This window comes from Streptomyces sp. NPDC051219 (assembly GCF_040682335.1).
Taxonomy (GTDB): Bacteria; Actinomycetota; Actinomycetes; order Streptomycetales; family Streptomycetaceae; genus Streptomyces.
In genome coordinates this window covers 149,608-167,116 of record NZ_JBFBAS010000009.1, presented here as the reverse complement: position 1 = coordinate 167,116, position 17,509 = coordinate 149,608, and the positions used below count along the sequence as shown (strand labels likewise).

Sequence of the window (17,509 nt, the reverse complement as noted above, 5' to 3'; positions counted from 1 at the left end):
ACTGCGCCACGTGGTGGGGTCGGTAGCATCAAGCACCGGTCCGGAGGGCACATCACCGCCCGCCCACCGCCGGTCGATGCTGCCGGAGGTGCCCATGAGTGCAGAGGCCACGAACCCCGACGCGCACAGTCGCAGACGCGCCCGTCCCCGGATCGACCTCCGCCGGCTGGGCCGCGCCGCTCTGCTGGGGCCCGCCGGCAGGGACCGGCTTCCGGACGCGATCGGCCATGTCGCGGACGCCCACCGGGCGCACCACCCCGACGCGGATCTCGCCGTGCTGCACCGGGCGTACGTCCTGGCCGAGTCCTCGCACCGCGGTCAGATGCGCAAGAGCGGCGAGCCATACATCACCCATCCGCTCGCCGTCACGCTGATCCTCGCCGAACTCGGCGCGGAGACCACGACCTTGACCGCTTCCCTCCTCCACGACACGGTCGAGGACACGGAGGTGACACTCGATCAGGTGCGGGCGGAGTTCGGGAAGGAGGTCTGCTACCTCGTCGACGGCGTGACGAAGCTGGAGAAGGTCGATTACGGCGCGGCCGCCGAGCCGGAGACCTTCCGCAAGATGCTCGTCGCCACCGGCAACGACGTCCGGGTCATGTCGATCAAACTCGCGGACCGGCTGCACAACATGCGCACGCTCGGGGTGATGCGCCCCGAGAAACAGGCGAGGATCGCCAAGGTGACCCGGGACGTCCTGATCCCGCTGGCCGAACGGCTCGGCGTACAGGCCATGAAGACCGAGCTGGAAGATCTCGTTTTTGCGATCCTGCACCCCGAGGAGTACGAGCACACCCGTGTCCTCATCGCCGCGAACGCAGCGCACGAGGACCCCCTCCCCGTCATCGCGGACGAGCTGAGGACGGTACTGAAGGAAGCCGGAATCCCGGCCGAAGTACTCATCCGGCCCCGGCACTTCGTCTCCCTCCACCGGGTTCGGCTGCGGCGTGGCGAGCTGCGCGGTTCCGACTTCGGACGGCTCCTCGTCCTGGTCGGTGAGGACGCCGACTGCTACGGGGTCCTGGGCGAACTTCACACCTGCTTCACCCCGGTAATCTCGGAGTTCAAGGACTTCATCGCCGTTCCCAAGTTCAACCTGTACCAGTCGCTCCACACGGCTGTCGCCGGCCCCGACGGCGCCGTGGCCGAAGTCCTCATCCGTACCCACCAGATGCACAAGGTCGCCGAGGCGGGTGTCATCGCGCTCGGCAATCCGTATGCACCGGCGGAGGGCGGCGAACCGGCGGAGGTGGGCGGCTCCGGCGACGCGTCGCGGGCAGGCGAGGCGCGAGTCGAGGGGGAGCGGGCCGACGGAGAACGCGCCGACGGGGAGCGGGCCGACGGGGAAAGGGCCGACCCCACCCGTCCCGGCTGGCTTTCGCGGCTGCTCGCCTGGCAGCAGTCCGCTCCCGACCCCGACACGTTCTGGAGTTCTCTGCGCCAGGACCTCTCCGAGGACCGGGAGATCACCGTCTTCCACTCCGAGGGCGGCACACTCGGCCTTCCCGCCGGCGCGAGCTGCGTGGACGCGGCGTACGCCCAGCACGGCGAGGCCGCCCACGCGTGCATCGGGGCGCGCGTCAACGGACGGCTGGCGACCCTGGGCACCGGCCTCAGCGACGGCGACACCGTACAACTGCTGCTGGCGCACGACGCGACCTCCGGCCCCTCACCGGAGTGGCTCGATCACGCGCGCACGCCCGCGGCCCGGATCGCCATCACCGCATGGCTCACGGCCCATCCCGAGGCCGTGAAGGTTCCGACCGCCGCGCCCCGCCCGGCAGCCGCCGCGCCCGGCACCGTCCGGCAGACCGCGGCCAACGCCGTGGCGGACCTGCCGGAGGCGACCGTACGGCTCGCCGGCTGCTGTACACCGGTGCCGCCCGACGCGGTGACCGGCTTCCCGGTGCGCGGCGGGGTGGTCACCGTCCACCGTGTCGAGTGCGCCGCCGTGGCCCGGATGGAGGCCGCCGGACGGGCCCCCGTCGGGGTGCGCTGGAGGGCGACCGGGGACTGCCGGGTCACGCTGGTCGCCGAATCGTTCGGCCGTGCGCACCTGCTCGCGGACCTGACCGAGGCGATCGCGAAGGAGGGCGCGGCGATCGTATCCGCGACCGTCGAACCTCCCACCGAACAGCGCGTCCGGCACACCTACACCCTGCAACTCCCGGATGCCGCAGGGCTGCCTGCGCTGATCCGCGCGATGCGCGACGTCCCGGGCGTGTACGACGTGAGCCGCGCCCAGCACCCCGCCTCCGCCTGAGCCAGTGATCACCTACCGCGACGGCCGTCGCGGTATGCCGAGGTATGAGGGCCGTCGAGGTACGCGGGCTTCCCGGCTACGGTCGTGAGGTGCCGGCCGTGTCGGCATCGAGGAGCCCGAGCAGTGTCTCGCGGTGGAGGTCTGCGATCGGGCCGAGAAGGTCCGGGTGGCGCAGCAGCGGCGCCGCATGGTGATCGCGAGGGCTGGGAATCGTCAGCCGACGCGCGTCGCCCACACTGTCCGAGCCGTGGTGGGTCGCGGACAGGCAGGCCGCAGCGACGGTGGCGAGTTCGGCGTCGGCGAGCAGGCAGGTCGCCCAGCTGACGACGGTTTCGTCCACCCAGGTGCGCCAGGCGTATTCGGCCGAATCCAGCGGGAGGGCATCGGCGCCGGTGACGGAGTCCAGCCGGCCGGAGCCGCCGGGGCCGAGCATGTTCAGCAGCTCGGCGTCCAGCACCGTGGGGTAGCGGAGGGCGGCGGCGATGGTGGCCGCCTGCCGTGCCTGGGCTTCGGCCAGGGCGAGGTTCAGCGAGCCGGCTGCCGGCGGGAATGCCGACAGCAGCCAGCGAGTGGAGGCAGCTATGACCGGCGAGAGATCACTGAGCATGGTGGTCCGTCCTTTGCACGTGCCCGCCATGGTTCGGTTACCTGTGCGTGATCCGGTCGCGAGCATTCGCGCGCCTGGGGCGCGGGTGGCAGGTAAGAGTAAGGCGGCCGCCTGAGCGGCGACAGGACGTACGTCACAGCCGGGATTCCCCTCGCCGCCCGCCGCCCCGCCGCCCACGCCGCGCAGGCGGGGCCGTGCGCCCCGGATCGGACGTGGAGCGACCAGGCTTCATCCGGGCCCGATCCGCAGGGGCCGCCAGACCCCGTTCGGGTGGGCGGAACGCGCGGCGTCACCGCGTACGCGGCGGGCCCTGGTAGCGGTGGTGCATGAAGCTGACCTCCCGCCGCGTACGCGCCGCACTGCTGGCCGCCGTCTCGGCCGCCCTCCTCGGCGCGGCTCTTCCCCCGCCCGCGCCGCTCGGTATCGGCGATCCGCTCTTCCCGCACCTGGGCAACCCCGGCTACAACGTCCTGGCGTACGACATCGCCTTCACCTACGGCGGAAACAACACCAAACCGCTGGACGCGGTCACGAAGATCGATGCTGTGGCCACCGACAAGCTCCAGCAGATCAATCTCGATTTCGCCGACGGCACGGTCCGCGGTGTCGCGGTGAACGGGCTCGCCGCCGGCTTCGCGGGCGCGGGCGAGGACGTGGTCGTCACTCCCGTGCATCCCCTGGCCGAGGGCATGCCGTTCTCCATCACCGTGCGGCACACCAGCGAGCCGAAGGGGACGGCGGACGGCGGCTGGGTACGGACCGAGGACGGGCTGGCGATGGCGAACCAGGCCGACGCCGGGCACCGCGTCTTCCCGAGTAACGACCACCCGTCCGACAAGGCGTATTTCACCTTCCGGATCACCGTGCCCGAAGGGCTGACGGCGGTGGCCAACGGTCTGCAGGTGGCGCGGGACCGCCGCGGGGCCACCAGCACGTGGACGTACCGGACCGCCCGCCCGATGGCCACCGAGCTCGCCCAGGTGTCCATCGGCCGCTCCGCCGTGGTGCGGCGGACCGGACCACACGGACTGCCGGTCCGTGATGTGGTGCCGGCCGCAGACAAGGACGCGCTGGAGCGCTGGCTGAGGAAGACCCCCGGGCATCTGGAGTGGATGGAGTCCAAGGTGGGCCGCTACCCCTTCGAGACGTACGGAATGCTCATCGCCCGGGCCGACACCGGCTTCGCGCTGGAGACGCAGACGCTGTCCCTCTTCGAACGGCAGCTGTTCATGCGGCCCGAATACCCGGAGTGGTACGTCGACTCGATCATGGTCCACGAGCTGGCCCACCACTGGTTCGGCAACAGCGTCACGCCCCGGGCCTGGGCGGATGTGTGGCTGAGCGAAGGACACGCCACCTGGTACGAGGCCCTCTTCACTGAGGAGCGCAACGCGGACCGGACGCTGGAGGCCAGGATGCGCATGGCCTACGAGCACTCGGACGCCTGGCGCGCGGCCGGCGGGCCGCCCGCCGCGCCCAAGCCGGCGGCCCCGGGCCAGAAGATCGGCCTCTTCCGGCCGGTGGTGTACGACGGCAGTGCGCTGGTTCTCTACGCGCTGCGCCAGGAGATCGGGAAGCCCGCCTTCGAGGCGCTGGAGCGGCGCTGGGTGCGTGAGCACCGGCACACGTCGGCCGGCACCGCCGACTTCGTGAGGCTGGCGTCCCAGGCCGCGGAGCGGGACCTGACAGGATTCTTCCAGGGCTGGCTGTACGGCCCCAAGACCCCTGCCATGCCCGGACGGCCCGGCTGGAGGAGCGCCCCGCCTGTCTGACGGTCCAGCCGGCGGTGCGGCAGGTTCGGCGGGGCCGTGGCGGGAATAACCGTATGACGTGCGCGCAGTAGCGTGCCACTATCGAACCGTCGGCTGCGCTGCCGGGCGAACGATTCGGCAAGACCTTGCGGGAACCCGCGGGGACCTGCGGGAATGTTCCGGATCCGTCACGCGTTGTGATTGACGAATGAGATTCCATCGACGTAAGGAACCAATGACCTCCTCTTCTTCCCCTTCCCAGGACGCGCAGGATGCGCAGAGCTTCACCGAGAGCCTTCGGGCCGATGCCCTGATGGAAGAGGACGTCGCCTGGAGCCAAGAGATCGACGGAGACCGGGACGGCGATCAGTTCGACCGCTCGGAACGAGCGGCGCTGCGTCGCGTGGCCGGCCTTTCCACCGAACTCGAGGACGTCACCGAAGTCGAGTACCGGCAGCTGCGCCTCGAGCGGGTCGTGCTGGTGGGCGTCTGGACCTCGGGGACCGTGCAGGACGCCGAGAACTCCCTCGCAGAGCTTGCAGCGCTGGCCGAGACGGCGGGCGCGCTGGTGCTCGACGGCGTCATCCAGCGGCGGGACAAGCCGGACCCGGCGACCTATATCGGATCCGGCAAGGCGCAGGAACTGCGCGACATCGTGCTCGAATCCGGGGCAGACACCGTGGTGTGTGACGGTGAGCTGAGCCCCGGCCAGTTGATTCACCTCGAAGACGTCGTCAAGGTCAAGGTGGTCGACCGGACCGCACTGATCCTCGACATCTTCGCCCAGCACGCCAAGTCCCGAGAGGGCAAGGCGCAGGTTGCCCTCGCGCAGATGCAGTACATGCTGCCGAGGCTCCGCGGCTGGGGTCAGTCGCTCTCCCGTCAGATGGGTGGCGGCGGTTCCGGTTCCTCGGGCGGCGGTATGGCCACCCGTGGTCCCGGTGAGACCAAGATCGAGACGGACCGGCGTCGGATCCGCGAGAAGATGGCCAAGATGCGCCGGGAGATCGCGGAGATGAAGACCGGCCGCGAGATCAAGCGGCAGGAGCGCAAGCGCAACAAGGTGCCTTCGGTCGCGATCGCCGGGTACACCAACGCAGGCAAGTCCTCGCTGCTCAACCGGCTCACGGGCGCGGGCGTCCTCGTGGACAACGTCCTGTTCGCCACCCTCGACCCGACCGTGCGCCGGGCCGAGACGCCCAGCGGCCGGGGGTACACCCTGGCCGACACCGTCGGGTTCGTCCGGCATCTGCCGCACCACCTGGTCGAGGCGTTCCGCTCCACCATGGAGGAGGTCGGCGAGTCCGACCTGATCCTGCACGTGGTGGACGGCTCTCATCCGGTTCCGGAGGAGCAGCTGGCCGCCGTGCGCGAGGTGATCCGTGACGTGGGCGCGAGCGATGTGCCCGAGGTCGTGGTGATCAACAAGGCGGACGCTGCCGATCCGCTCGTACTGCAGCGGCTGCTGCGCATCGAGCGGCACGCGATCGCCGTGTCGGCCCGTACCGGTCAGGGCATCGACGAGCTCCTTGCGCTGATCGACGCCGAACTGCCCCGCCCGCAGGTGGAGATCGAAGCCCTCGTGCCGTACACGGCGGGCGGGCTGATCGCGCGGGCCCACTCCGACGGTGAGGTGATCTCCGAGGAGCACACCCCGGAGGGCACGCTGCTCAAGGCGCGGGTGCACGAGGAGCTGGCGGCGGACCTGGCACCGTACGTGCCGGCCGCGCACTGAGCGCCGCTCGCGGAACAGCTGAAGAGCAGAACGGCAGAAGCCGAAGGCCGGCCCCCTCGGACGAGGAGTCCGGCCTTCGGCCTTGCGGCGGGTGGCGTTACCGTCCGGCGAACTTGTCGCTCATCGTGGTGTAGATCTCCTGCGCACCCTCACCCAGTCGCGGACCGGCGAGCCAGCCCGAGGTGACCGGGCCGATAGAGGTGTTGGAGACCAGCGCGAGCTTGCCGTTCGGCTGCTCGGAGAACCAGCCGCCGCCGGAGGATCCACCGGTCATCGTGCAGCCGATGCGCCACATGGTCGGCGTACCGGGGCTGATCGACAGCCGGCCCGGGCGGTCAACGCACTTGTGCATGATCGCGCCGTCGAACGGCGGGGCGGCCGGGTAGCCCCAGGCACCCATCGCGGAGATGCTCTGGGCCTCGGGGGCGTCGAAGTTGACGTCCAGGGCGACACCGACGGTCTCCTCGAGCGTCTTGGTGCCCTTCTCCGGCTTCACGTGCATCACCGCGTAGTCGTACGGAGCACCCTCGCCGCCGGTCGGGCCGCCCTGGGAGATCCACTCACCGGAGGTCGAGACCCAGTCGGCCCAGTAGACGCCGTACGGCGCCACTTCCTGCGGCTGGGCGTTCTCCAGCTCGGCCGGGGACTTGCCGAGGTCGTTGTAGGCGGGGACGAAGGCGATGTTGCGGTACCAGCCGCCGGCCTGCCCGGCGTGCACGCAGTGGCCCGCGGTCCACACCAGGTTGGACTTGCCCGGGTTCTTCGGGTCCTTGATCACCGTGGCGGAGCAGACCATCGAGCCCTCGGGGGCGTCGAAGAAGACCTTTCCGACCGGGGCCGCGTTCTTGTGGTACGGCTTGTCCTCGGCCTCGGCCCGCACAGGGGCGGGCTCCGGGTCCGTGACGCCCTGGTCACCGGAGATGTCACCGGCGGCGAGCGTCTTGGTCGGCGACTTCGCCGTCGTCATCCGCTCGGGCTTCCACAGGTCTTCGATGACCGGGTTGACGAAGTCCTTGGCCTCGCGCAGCCAGTCGTCCTTGTCCCAGTTCTTCCAGGCGCCGTTCTTCCACTTGTCCGGGTCGATGCCGTGCTGCTTCAGCTGGTCGGCCAGGTCGGCGACATCGGCGCTGCCCTCATTGCCGGCCACCGCGGAAGCGGAGTCGCTGGGCTTGTCGCTCGACTCGTCCTCGGTGGGACCACAGCCGGTGGCGGTGAGCGCCAGTGCCGCGGCGAGGCCGGTGGCGGCCAGCAGCGGACGTATGGATCGCATGAAACAAAAACCCCCGATAGGTTCTTCTCAATGTCATGAACTTGTCACGCTGCGGCTCGCATCTGACGAACGGCTGAAGCGCAACACCCCACTATGCCTGTGCTGTTGTGAGATGCGGACGCGGGGTCCCGCCCGCCGTCGGCGTGCGGGACCGCGTGCGTGCACCGGCTACCGACCGGCGAACTTCTCGCTCACCGCGTCGTAGATTCCCTTGGCCTCCTGGCCCAGTCGCGGGCCGGCGAGCCAACCGGCCGTCACCGGGCCGATGGAGGTGTTGGACACCAGAGCCGGCTTGCCGTCCCGGCCCGTCGCCACCCAGCCTCCGCCCGAGGAGCCGCCGGTCATGGTGCAGCCGATGCGGTACATGGTCGGATCGGTGGTGTTCAGTGCCAGACGGCCCGGCCGGTCGGCGCACTGGAACTGCTTCTGCCCGTCGAAGGGGGGCGCTGCCGGGTACCCGGTGGCGGTGATGCGGCTGACCTGCTGCACGGCCGGGGCGTTGAACTCCACCGGCACCGCCGAACCGACGGTCTCCTCCAGCGACTTGCCACCGCTGCCCTTTTCCGGGGTGACGTGGAGCACCGCGAAGTCGTAGGGCGCGCCCTGGCCGCCCGTGGGCCCGCCCTGCGAGATCCACTGCTCCGAGGTCTGCGCCCAGTCGCCCCACCACACGCCGTACGGGGCGACCTCTTCGCGCTTGGCACCCTTCAGCTCCGCCGCGGACTTGCCGGCGTCGTTGTAGGAGGGCACGAACGCGATGTTGCGGTACCAGCCGCCGTTCTTGCCGGCATGCACGCAGTGGCCGGCGGTCCACACCATGTTGGACTTGCCCGGATGGGCGGGATCCTTGACGACGGTCGCGGAGCAGACCATGGAACCCTCGGGACCGTCGAAGAACACCTTCCCGGCTTCGGGAACGCTGCCGTGGTACGGCGGACTGACGGACGTGGCCTTCACCGGCTCCGGCGTCGGGTCCGTCTTGCCCTGGTCGCCGGACAGGTCCTCTTCCTCGACCGGCTTGTCGGGCTGCTCGGCGTCACGCATCCGGTCCGGGTCCCAGAGGTCCTCGATGATCGGGTTGATGTAGTCGCCGGCCTCGCGCAGCCAGTCGTCCTTGTCCCAGTTCTTCCAGGCGCCGTTCTTCCACTTGTCCAGGTCGACACCGTGCTCCTTGAGCCGGTCCTTCAGGTCGTCCGGGATGGTGATCTTGCCGTCGGCCGACTGGCTCGCGGAGGCGGACGGCTGGTCGGCGGCGTTGTCCTCGCTCGGACCGCAGGCCGTGACGGTCAGGGCGAGCACGGCGGAAAGGCCGACGGCTGCCCGCACGGGGCCTCTGCGACGCGCGCTCCTCCCGCGTCGGGCAGCGAAGGCCGGGCGTATGGGTCGCATGTCTTGATCCCCCTGGGACTTCGAAAGCTGAAGCGAACTCGTTGCTCACGCCGGCGTCCGAGCGACGGGCCCCGGAGTGCAGCCCCCCACTATGCCGGTGCCGTTGGGGACGGCTGGAGGCAGGGCCGCGGTTCCTTTACCGCAAGGATCTTCCGCCTGACCCGTGATCCATTGCCGTCGGCGTCGTTGGTACGTACGGGGTCACCCGATCAGCGTTCACGTTCGCACAGCAACCACTGCGGGAGGACCAACAGCCGTGGCCGTGACCGAGACCGCCGCTCCGGCGGTGCCGAGCGCCGCGCACGAGGGCATCCTGCGGCGGCAGTCCCTGCGCGAGTCGGCAGCCCGGACCTACGCGCGCTCACTGCCCATCGTGCCGGTGCGCGCGCGGGGGCTGACGATCGAAGGGGCGGACGGGCGGCGCTATCTGGACTGCCTATCCGGCGCGGGGACGCTGGCTCTCGGCCACAACCACCCCGTGGTCCTGGAGGCGATCAGAAAGGTCATCGACTCCGGCGCTCCGCTGCACGTCCTCGACCTTGCCACGCCGGTCAAGGACGCCTTCACCACCGAGCTGTTCGCCACCCTCCCGCGCCAACTCGCCGACAGCGCACGGGTGCAGTTCTGCGGCCCCGCCGGTACGGATGCCGTCGAGGCGGCCCTCAAGCTGGTCCGGACCGCTACCGGCCGCCGTGGCATCCTCGCCTTCACCGGTGCATACCACGGGATGACGGCAGGGGCCCTCTCCGCCTCCGGGGGCGCCGAGGACGTGCGCGTGACCCGGCTGCCCTACCCGCAGAACTACCGCTGCCCGTTCGGTGTGGGCGGCGAACGCGGGGCCGAACTCTCCGCCCGGTGGACCGAGAGTCTGCTGGACGACCCCAAGAGCGGAGTCCCCGCCCCGGCCGGGATGATCCTCGAACCCGTGCAGGGCGAGGGCGGTGTGATTCCGGCGCCCGACAGCTGGCTGCGCCGGATGCGTGAAATCACCGCGGACCGCTCGGTTCCGCTGATTGCGGACGAGGTGCAGACCGGCGTAGGGAGGACCGGCGCCTTCTGGGCGGTCGAGCACAGCGGGATCGTCCCCGACGTCATGGTCCTGTCCAAGGCCATCGGTGGCAGCCTTCCGCTGGCGGTCGTGGTCTACCGCTCGGACCTCGACGCCTGGGAGCCGGGAGCCCACGCCGGCACCTTCCGCGGCAACCAACTCGCCATGGCGGCGGGAGCGGCGACGCTCGCGTACGTGCGGGAGAACCGTCTCGCCGACCGCGCGGCCACCCTCGGGGCGCGGATGCTCGGCCAGCTCCAAGGCCTGGCCGCGCAGCATCCGTGCATCGGGGATGTCCGTGGTCGCGGCCTCATGATCGGCGTCGAACTCGTCGACCCCGAGGCGCAGGACCCCACCGGCGCCGCGCCGGCCCCGGCCTCGCCGGCCCTCGCCGCCGCGGTCCAGCAGGAGTGCCTTCGGCGCGGACTCATCGTCGAACTAGGCGGCCGTCACTCCAGCGTCGTACGTCTGCTGCCTCCCCTCACCCTCACCGACGAACAGGCCACGGCGGTCCTCGACCGGCTCGCCGACGCCCTCGCCGCCGCTGAACGCATTTCTTACCGCCCCGAACAACCCGGGCTGTCGCACTGAGCCCGGACACCATCACAAGGAAGACCTCCGTGAACTCCAGCCCCGCACCCGAGCAGACTCCGGCCGACGGCCATTCCACCGCCCCCCACGACGGCCCGCGCGGCGCCCAGAGTGCCGAGACGGCCGGACCGGCGACGGTGCCCCGGCAGAAGTCCGGTCGCGACGGCGAGGGGCGCGTGTCCGGCCCCGGCTCAACCCGCCTCACGGACCTGCTCGTCGAGCCGGACCCTCTCGACGACCCCGAGCCGTCGTCGGCCGCCGAGGCGGCCGCGGTGGAGAATCTGATCCGCTGCTGGACCCGGGAGAACGACTTCCCCCGGCCGGACGGGCACACGCTCCGGATCCCGCTCGCCGCCAGCGGCACCGCGCTCCTCGTGCCCGTCCGGTACTGGTCCGACGCCGGCTGGCACCGGTTCGGCGCGCCCGCTCTGGAGGGCGGCGACCCACACGACGAAGCCCCGGTTGTTGACGCCGTCACCGTCGCCGCGCTGCTCGTACGGGAAGCGGGCGGGCACGGCGGCGCCGAACTCGTCGGACGGGTGGCCGACTCGGTGCGCCGCACCGCGGATTTCATCGCCGACCGGCGCACCCGTCCCGAAGCCCCCACGACCTCGGATCTCTTCCTCACCGCAGAACAGTCCCTCCTGCTGGGCCACCCCCTGCATCCGACACCCAAGAGTCGTGAAGGCCTCTCCGAGGCTGAATCACGCCTTTACTCCCCCGAGTTGTACGGCTCCTTTCCCCTGCACTGGATGGCTGTCGACCGGTCCGTGCTCGCCACCGACTCGGCGTGGACCGAGCGCGGCCGTACCATCCACGCCGACCAACTCCTCGCCCGACTGGCCGCGGACATCGCTCTCCCCGACGGCACCGCACCGTTGCCGCTCCACCCCTGGCAAGCCCAGGAGATCAGGCACCGTCCTGCCGTCGCCTCGCTGTTCGACGCCGGCCTCCTCCACGATCTCGGCCCGCACGGCGACGCCTGGCACCCCACGTCCTCCGTTCGTACCGTGCACCGGCCGGGTGCCGCCGCGATGCTCAAGCTCTCCCTCGGCGTACGCATCACCAACTCCCGCCGGGAGAACCTCCGCAAGGAACTGCACCGGGGCGTCGAGGTCCATCGACTGCTCCGCGGCGGCCTCGCCGAGGAGTGGCAGGCTGCGTACCCCGGCTTCGACATCGTCCGAGATCCAGCCTGGCTCGCCGTCGACACCCCGGACGGTGAACCGGTCCCCGGGCTCGACGTACTGCTGCGCCACAACCCGTTCCGCCCGGAGGACGACGCCGTCTGTATCGCCGGGCTCGGGAGTCCGCGCCCCTGGCCCCGCCGAGCCGGGATGCACTCCCGCCTCGCCGACCTCGTGGGCCGGCTCGCCGCAAGCACCGGCCGACCGGCCGCCGCCGTCGCCGCCGAGTGGTTCATGCGCTATCTCGACCACGTCGTACAGCCGGTGCTCTGGCTGGACGGCACCGCGGGCATCGCCCTCGAAGCCCACCAGCAGAACACACTCGTACTCCTCGATCACCACGGCTGGCCCGTGGGCGGCCGCTACCGCGACAACCAGGGCTACTACTTCCGAGAGTCCCGCCGGACCGAGCTCGAGCACCGGCTGCCCGGCATCGGCACCGCCAGCGACACCTTCGTCTCCGACGCCGTCACCGACGAACGCTTCGCGTACTACCTCGGCATCAACAACGTCCTCGGTCTGATCGGAGCGTTCGGCGCCCAGCGTCTCGCGGACGAACGGGTCCTGATCGCGGCCTTCCGCAGGTTCCTCGGAAAGGCGGCCGCGCTGGGCTCACCGCTGCCCGCACAGCTCCTGGAGAGCTCCCACCTGCGTTGCAAGGCCAACCTGATGACCCGGTTGCACGGCCTCGACGAACTCGTCGGCCCGGTCGACACCCAGTCCGTCTACGTCACCATCACCAACCCCCTTCACGACTGACGGCTCACGACCCGTCCGACTCCAGAGAGGAGAGCCTCTCCGTGCCTCCCACCGACGCGAGCACAGACGCCGGCACAGACCCCGGGCCCGATACGGACTCCGGCGGCGAGGACACCCTGGACTTCCGGCTGCCCGTCGGTGACGTACTCACCGACGAACTCCGCCCAGGCCTGGCACTCTTCGACGATGAGGCTCTGACCGTTCCCAAGCGGGCCGCCCCCGGCTCCCTCGGTGTGGCTGCCGATCTGCCCTACCTCGCAGAGTCAGACCTTCTCGACTCACCGGCCGACTGGGGCCCCGCGGCTACGCCCGCCGGTGTCTTCCAGCTGGTCCCGGTGCGGATCGACCGTGATCTGCCGATCATCTGCCGCTGGATGAACGACCCCGCGGTCGCCGCCTTCTGGAACCTCTCAGGTCCGGACTCCGTCACCGCCGACCATCTGCGCGCCCAACTCGACGGTGACGGCCGGAGCATCCCCTGCCTCGGTGTCCTCGGCGGCACCCCCATGAGCTACTGGGAGATCTACCGCGCGGATCTCGACCCCCTCGCACGCCACTACCCCGCCCGCCCTCATGACACCGGACTCCACCTCCTCATCGGCGGTGTCGCCGACCGAGGCCGCGGCCTCGGCACCGCCCTTCTGCGAACGGTCGCCGACCTCGTCCTGGACAACCGCCCCCGCTGTGCACGTGTCCTCGCCGAACCGGACCTTCGCAACACCCCCTCCATCTCCGCATTCCTGAGCTCGGGCTTCCGCTTCTCCGCCGAAGTGGACCTCCCCGGCAAGCGGGCCGCGCTCATGGTCCGCGACCGCGCCCTGCGGAACCTGCTCTGACCCGTCGCCGCGTCCGAGCCCTGCTGGTCCGACCTGCTGTGCTCCGACTTGCCGTGCTCCGCTTTGCCGTGCTCCGACCTGCCGCTTTCGTACCCCTGCCTTAGATACACCGCTCGCGCCCGATCGGTTCCACCCAAGGAGTCCCCGTGCCGAATCAACTTGCCACCCCCGACTCCGAACATCCGGCCGCGCCGCACTCCCCGCCCCATTCCCCGCCCGAGCTCAACCGCGAAGCATGGGACCGCGCCGCGCGCCGCCTGCTCGCCAAGATGCTCGGAGAGTTCGCGTACGAGGAGATCGTCGAGCCGGTACAGGCATCCGAAGACGACCGGTGGACCCTTGCCCTCGACGACGGAGGGACCCTGAGCTTCCGGGCACGCCGAGGTGCCTACGACAGCCGGGTCGTCGACCCGCAGAGCATCACCTTGCAGGAGCGGGCCGACGGCGAGACCCGCGCCTTCGGCGACCCGCTCCGGTTCCTCGTCCTCGCCCGCCGTCTCCTCGGCCTGGACGGGGCCACTCTCGGCCACCTGATCCGCGAACTGAACGTCACCCTCAGCGCCGACGCGCGGCTCGACCACACCGCCGTGACCGCCGAGCGACTTGCCGACCTCGACTACGCCGAACTCGAAGGCCATCAGACCGGCCACCCGTGGCTGGTCCTGAACAAGGGCCGCCTCGGCTTCTCCGGCACCGACACCGCCCGCTGGGCGCCCGAGGCCCGCAGCCCCCAGCGTCTGCCCTGGATCGCAGCGCACACCTCGATCGCCGCCTACCGTGGCACCGGAGCCCTTTCCGAAGCCGGACAGCTCTACTCCCGAGAGCTCGACGAGCCCACCCGAGCCGCCTTCGACCAGGTCCTCCTCGCCAGGGGCCTGGACCCCCGCGAATACCTCTACCTGCCCGTACACCCCTGGCAGTGGGACGAGATCGTCCTCCCGCTCTTCGCCGAGTCCGTTGCCGGCGGCGTCATCGTCCCGCTGCCCGCCGACGACGATCTCCGGCTGCCCCAGCAGTCGATCCGTACCTTTCTCAACACCAGCCGGCCCGACCGGCACACCGTCAAGCTGCCGCTTTCGGTGCTCAACACCCTCGTATGGCGGGGGCTGCCCACCGAGCGCACCCTCGCCGCACCCGCCGTCACCGCGTGGGTGCACGCACTGCGCGACGCCGATCCGTACCTCCGGGACGGATGTGGAGTGATCCTGCTCGGCGAAGTCGCCTCGGTCACGGTCGCCCACCCCGTCTACGACGCGCTGCCCGAGGTCCCGTACCAGTACAGGGAGCTCCTCGGTGCGATCTGGCGCGAGCCCCTGCCGGCACGGCTGGCGGCCGGCGAGCGGGCTCGCACGCTGGCCTCGCTCCTCCATACCGATCCGCGGGGCCGGGCCTTCACCGCGGAGCTCGTGGCCCGCTCGGGACTGGCCCCCCGGGTCTGGCTGCGCCACCTCTTCGCCGCGCTCCTGCCCCCGTTGCTCCACTTCCTGTACCGCTACGGCACGGTCTTCTCCCCGCACGGTGAGAACGCCATCGTCGTCTTCGACGGGCGGGACGTGCCGGTACGTCTCGCGGTCAAGGACTTCGTGGACGACGTGAACGTCAGCGCGGAGCCGCTGCCCGAACACGAGTCCATGCCGGACGACGTGCGGGAGGTCCTGCTCACCGAGCCGCCGTCGTTTCTCACCCAGTTCATCCACTCCGGGCTCTTCGTGGGCGTCTTCCGCTACCTGGCGCCCCTGTGCGAGGAACAGCTGGGCGTCCCGGAGCCGGCTTTCTGGTCGCTCGTCCGGGCAGAGATCCTTCGTTACCAGGCGCGCTTCCCTGAGCTCAAGGAACGGTTCGAGCTCTTCGACCTGCTCACGCCCCGTATCGAGCGGCTCTGCCTGAACCGCAACCGCCTCCACCTCGACGGCTACCGCGACCGCCCGACCCGGCCGCACGCGGCCGTCCACGGGACCGTCCCCAACCCGCTCCATCTGGCGTGATCGCCCTGTTGTCAGTGCTGCCCCGTAGGGTGGACCCGCTATGACGAAGCCCTCCCTCCCCGACCTGCTGCACGCCGCCGTCACCGCCGTCGGCGGTACGGAGCGCCCCGGCCAGGTCTCCATGGCCGAAGCCGTCGCAGAAGCCATCGACAACAACTCCCATCTGCTGGTCCAGGCCGGCACCGGCACCGGAAAGTCCCTCGGTTATCTGGTACCGGCCCTTGCCCATGGGGAGAGGGTCGTCGTCGCCACGGCCACGCTCGCGCTCCAGCGGCAGCTGGTCGAGCGCGATCTTCCACGGACGGTGGAGGCGCTGCATCCGCAGCTGCGCCGCCGTCCCGAGTTCGCCATGCTCAAGGGCCGTTCCAACTACCTGTGCCTGCACCGCCTCCATGAGGGCGTGCCGCAGGAAGAGGAGGACGGCCTCTTCGACCAGTTCGAGGCCGCCGCACCCACCAGCAAGCTGGGCCAGGATTTGCTGCGGATGCGCGACTGGGCGGACGAGACCGAGACGGGCGACCGCGACGACCTGACACCCGGCGTCTCGGACCGCGCCTGGGCCCAGGTCTCCGTATCCTCGCGCGAGTGCCTTGGCGCGACAAAGTGCGCGTACGGGGCGGAATGCTTCGCCGAGGCGGCCCGTGAGCGTGCCAAGCTCGCCGATGTCGTCGTCACCAATCACGCCCTGCTGGCGATCGACGCCATCGAGGGAGCACCAGTGCTTCCGCAGCACGAGGTGCTGATCGTCGACGAAGCCCATGAGCTGGTCTCCCGGGTTACCGGTGTCGCCACCGGCGAACTCACACCCGGCCAGGTCAACCGGGCCGTGCGCCGGGCTGCCAAGCTCGTCAACGAGAAGGCGGCGGACGCTCTACAGACGGCCGCCGAGACCTTCGAGCGCCTGATGGAGCTCGCGCTTCCCGGCCGTGTCGAAGAGATCCCCGAGGATCTCGGATACGGCCTCATGTCGCTACGCGACGCCTCACGTACGGTCATCTCCGCCCTGGGCAGTACGCGAGACAAATCCGTCCAGGACGAGGACGCGGTCCGCAAGCAGGCCCTCGCCTCTGTGGAGAGCATCCACGACGTTGCCGAGCGGATCACGAACGGTTCGGAGTACGACGTCGTCTGGTTCGAGCGTCACGACCGCTTCGGTGCATCCCTGCGCGTCGCCCCGCTCTCCGTGTCGGGGCTGCTCCGCGAAAAGCTCTTCGCCGAGCGGTCCGTCGTCCTCACCTCGGCCACCTTGAAGCTCGGCGGCGACTTCAACGGAGTGGGCGCCTCGCTCGGACTCGGACCCGAGGGCTCCGCGGGATCCGGAGCCTCTGCGGGCTCTGCCGACGAGGCCGACGGGGGAGCCGCCGATGTGAGCAGTCCCGTCTGGAAGGGACTCGACGTCGGGTCGCCGTTCGATTATCCGAAGCAGGGCATCCTGTACGTCGCCAAGCACCTGTCCGCGCCGGGCCGCGAGGGCTCGCGCAGCGACATGCTCGACGAGCTCACCGAGCTGATCGAGGCCGCCGGTGGCCGCACTCTCGGACTGTTCTCCTCGATGCGGGCGGCTCAGGCCGCGGCTGAGGAGCTGCGCGGTCGGCTCGACATGCCGATCCTGCTGCAGGGCGAGGAGACGCTGGGCGAATTGATCAAGACATTCGCCGCCGATCCCAGGACCTGCCTGTTCGGCACGCTCTCCCTCTGGCAGGGCGTGGACGTGCCGGGAACGAGCTGCCAGCTGGTGATCATGGACCGGATTCCGTTCCCCAGGCCCGACGACCCGCTGATGAGTGCCCGCCAGAAGGCCGTCGAGGAGCACGGGGGGAATGGATTCATGGCCGTCGCGGCCACTCATGCCGCCTTGCTCATGGCCCAGGGCGCGGGCCGTCTCGTACGGGCTTCAGGTGACCGCGGCGTCGTCGCCGTGCTCGATCCGCGGCTGGCCACGGCCCGCTACGGCAGCTACCTACGGGCTTCACTGCCCGATTTCTGGTTTACGGCGGACCGTAATCAGGTACGCCGCTCGCTGGCCGCGATCGACGCCATGGCCAAGGCGGAGGAGACGTAGGCCAGCGGCCGCCCACGGGACAC

11 protein-coding genes are annotated in these 17,509 nt (G+C 70.4%); 8 read left to right on the top strand and 3 right to left on the bottom strand.

The window, feature by feature from the left end; translation table 11 throughout:
- The first annotated feature begins 94 nt into the window (after window positions 1-94).
- Window positions 95-2,266: an HD domain-containing protein gene (locus AB0M62_RS13795; RefSeq protein ID WP_366074371.1), complete on the top strand. Its 2,172-nt coding sequence runs from the start codon at window positions 95-97 to the stop codon at window positions 2,264-2,266.
- 76 nt (window positions 2,267-2,342) lie between these two features.
- Here the strand turns inward: AB0M62_RS13795 and AB0M62_RS13790 are convergent, their stop codons facing one another.
- Window positions 2,343-2,873 carry a hypothetical protein gene (locus AB0M62_RS13790; protein ID WP_366074370.1) on the bottom strand — a complete coding sequence of 177 codons (531 nt, stop codon included), beginning with the start codon at window positions 2,871-2,873 and terminating at the stop codon, window positions 2,343-2,345.
- Window positions 2,874-3,199: 326 nt separating this feature from the next.
- Here AB0M62_RS13790 and AB0M62_RS13785 point away from each other — a divergent pair, with 326 nt between their 5' ends.
- Together AB0M62_RS13785 and hflX are read left to right on the top strand one after the other, a co-directional pair.
- A complete protein-coding gene (locus tag AB0M62_RS13785; RefSeq protein WP_366074369.1) occupies window positions 3,200-4,645 on the top strand; it encodes a M1 family metallopeptidase in 1,446 nt (481 codons plus the stop codon).
- 214 nt (window positions 4,646-4,859) lie between these two features.
- The gene (gene hflX / locus AB0M62_RS13780) at window positions 4,860-6,359 is read left to right on the top strand and encodes a GTPase HflX (RefSeq protein WP_366074368.1); all 1,500 of its coding nucleotides are present in this window, start codon (window positions 4,860-4,862) and stop codon (window positions 6,357-6,359) included.
- Between the two features lie 97 nt (window positions 6,360-6,456).
- Here the strand turns inward: hflX and AB0M62_RS13775 are convergent, their stop codons facing one another.
- Complete coding sequence (locus tag AB0M62_RS13775) at window positions 6,457-7,629, bottom strand: hypothetical protein (protein WP_366074367.1); 1,173 nt, start codon at window positions 7,627-7,629, stop codon at window positions 6,457-6,459.
- Between the two features lie 168 nt (window positions 7,630-7,797).
- On the bottom strand, window positions 7,798-9,018 hold the full coding sequence (locus tag AB0M62_RS13770) for a hypothetical protein (protein ID WP_366074366.1): 1,221 nt from the start codon (window positions 9,016-9,018) through the stop codon (window positions 7,798-7,800).
- Between the two features lie 256 nt (window positions 9,019-9,274).
- Here AB0M62_RS13770 and AB0M62_RS13765 point away from each other — a divergent pair, with 256 nt between their 5' ends.
- The 5 genes from AB0M62_RS13765 (at window position 9,275) to AB0M62_RS13745 (ending at window position 17,486) form a co-directional block, all read left to right on the top strand.
- Window positions 9,275-10,657, top strand: a complete 1,383-nt coding sequence (locus AB0M62_RS13765; protein ID WP_366074365.1) for a diaminobutyrate--2-oxoglutarate transaminase family protein — start codon at window positions 9,275-9,277, stop codon at window positions 10,655-10,657.
- Window positions 10,658-10,686: 29 nt separating this feature from the next.
- Window positions 10,687-12,603 carry an IucA/IucC family protein gene (locus tag AB0M62_RS13760; protein WP_366074364.1) on the top strand — a complete coding sequence of 639 codons (1,917 nt, stop codon included), beginning with the start codon at window positions 10,687-10,689 and terminating at the stop codon, window positions 12,601-12,603.
- Between the two features lie 41 nt (window positions 12,604-12,644).
- Window positions 12,645-13,439 (top strand): GNAT family N-acetyltransferase, encoded by a 795-nt coding sequence (locus tag AB0M62_RS13755; protein WP_366074363.1) that lies wholly within the window; start codon window positions 12,645-12,647, stop codon window positions 13,437-13,439.
- A 146-nt stretch (window positions 13,440-13,585) separates the two neighbouring features.
- Window positions 13,586-15,424, top strand: coding sequence for an IucA/IucC family siderophore biosynthesis protein (locus AB0M62_RS13750; RefSeq protein ID WP_366074362.1), 1,839 nt, complete (start codon window positions 13,586-13,588; stop codon window positions 15,422-15,424).
- Window positions 15,425-15,464: 40 nt separating this feature from the next.
- Window positions 15,465-17,486 carry an ATP-dependent DNA helicase gene (locus tag AB0M62_RS13745; RefSeq protein WP_366074361.1) on the top strand — a complete coding sequence of 674 codons (2,022 nt, stop codon included), beginning with the start codon at window positions 15,465-15,467 and terminating at the stop codon, window positions 17,484-17,486.
- The last annotated feature ends 23 nt before the right edge of the window (window positions 17,487-17,509 follow it).

Coding starts and splice junctions, on each gene's coding strand:
- AB0M62_RS13795 (WP_366074371.1), top strand. CDS start 95: ATGAGTGCAGAGGCCACGAACCCCGACGCGCACAGTCGCAGACGCGCC.
- AB0M62_RS13790 (WP_366074370.1), bottom strand. CDS start 2,873: ATGCTCAGTGATCTCTCGCCGGTCATAGCTGCCTCCACTCGCTGGCTG.
- AB0M62_RS13785 (WP_366074369.1), top strand. CDS start 3,200: ATGAAGCTGACCTCCCGCCGCGTACGCGCCGCACTGCTGGCCGCCGTC.
- hflX (WP_366074368.1), top strand. CDS start 4,860: ATGACCTCCTCTTCTTCCCCTTCCCAGGACGCGCAGGATGCGCAGAGC.
- AB0M62_RS13775 (WP_366074367.1), bottom strand. CDS start 7,629: ATGCGATCCATACGTCCGCTGCTGGCCGCCACCGGCCTCGCCGCGGCA.
- AB0M62_RS13770 (WP_366074366.1), bottom strand. CDS start 9,018: ATGCGACCCATACGCCCGGCCTTCGCTGCCCGACGCGGGAGGAGCGCG.
- AB0M62_RS13745 (WP_366074361.1), top strand. CDS start 15,465: ATGACGAAGCCCTCCCTCCCCGACCTGCTGCACGCCGCCGTCACCGCC.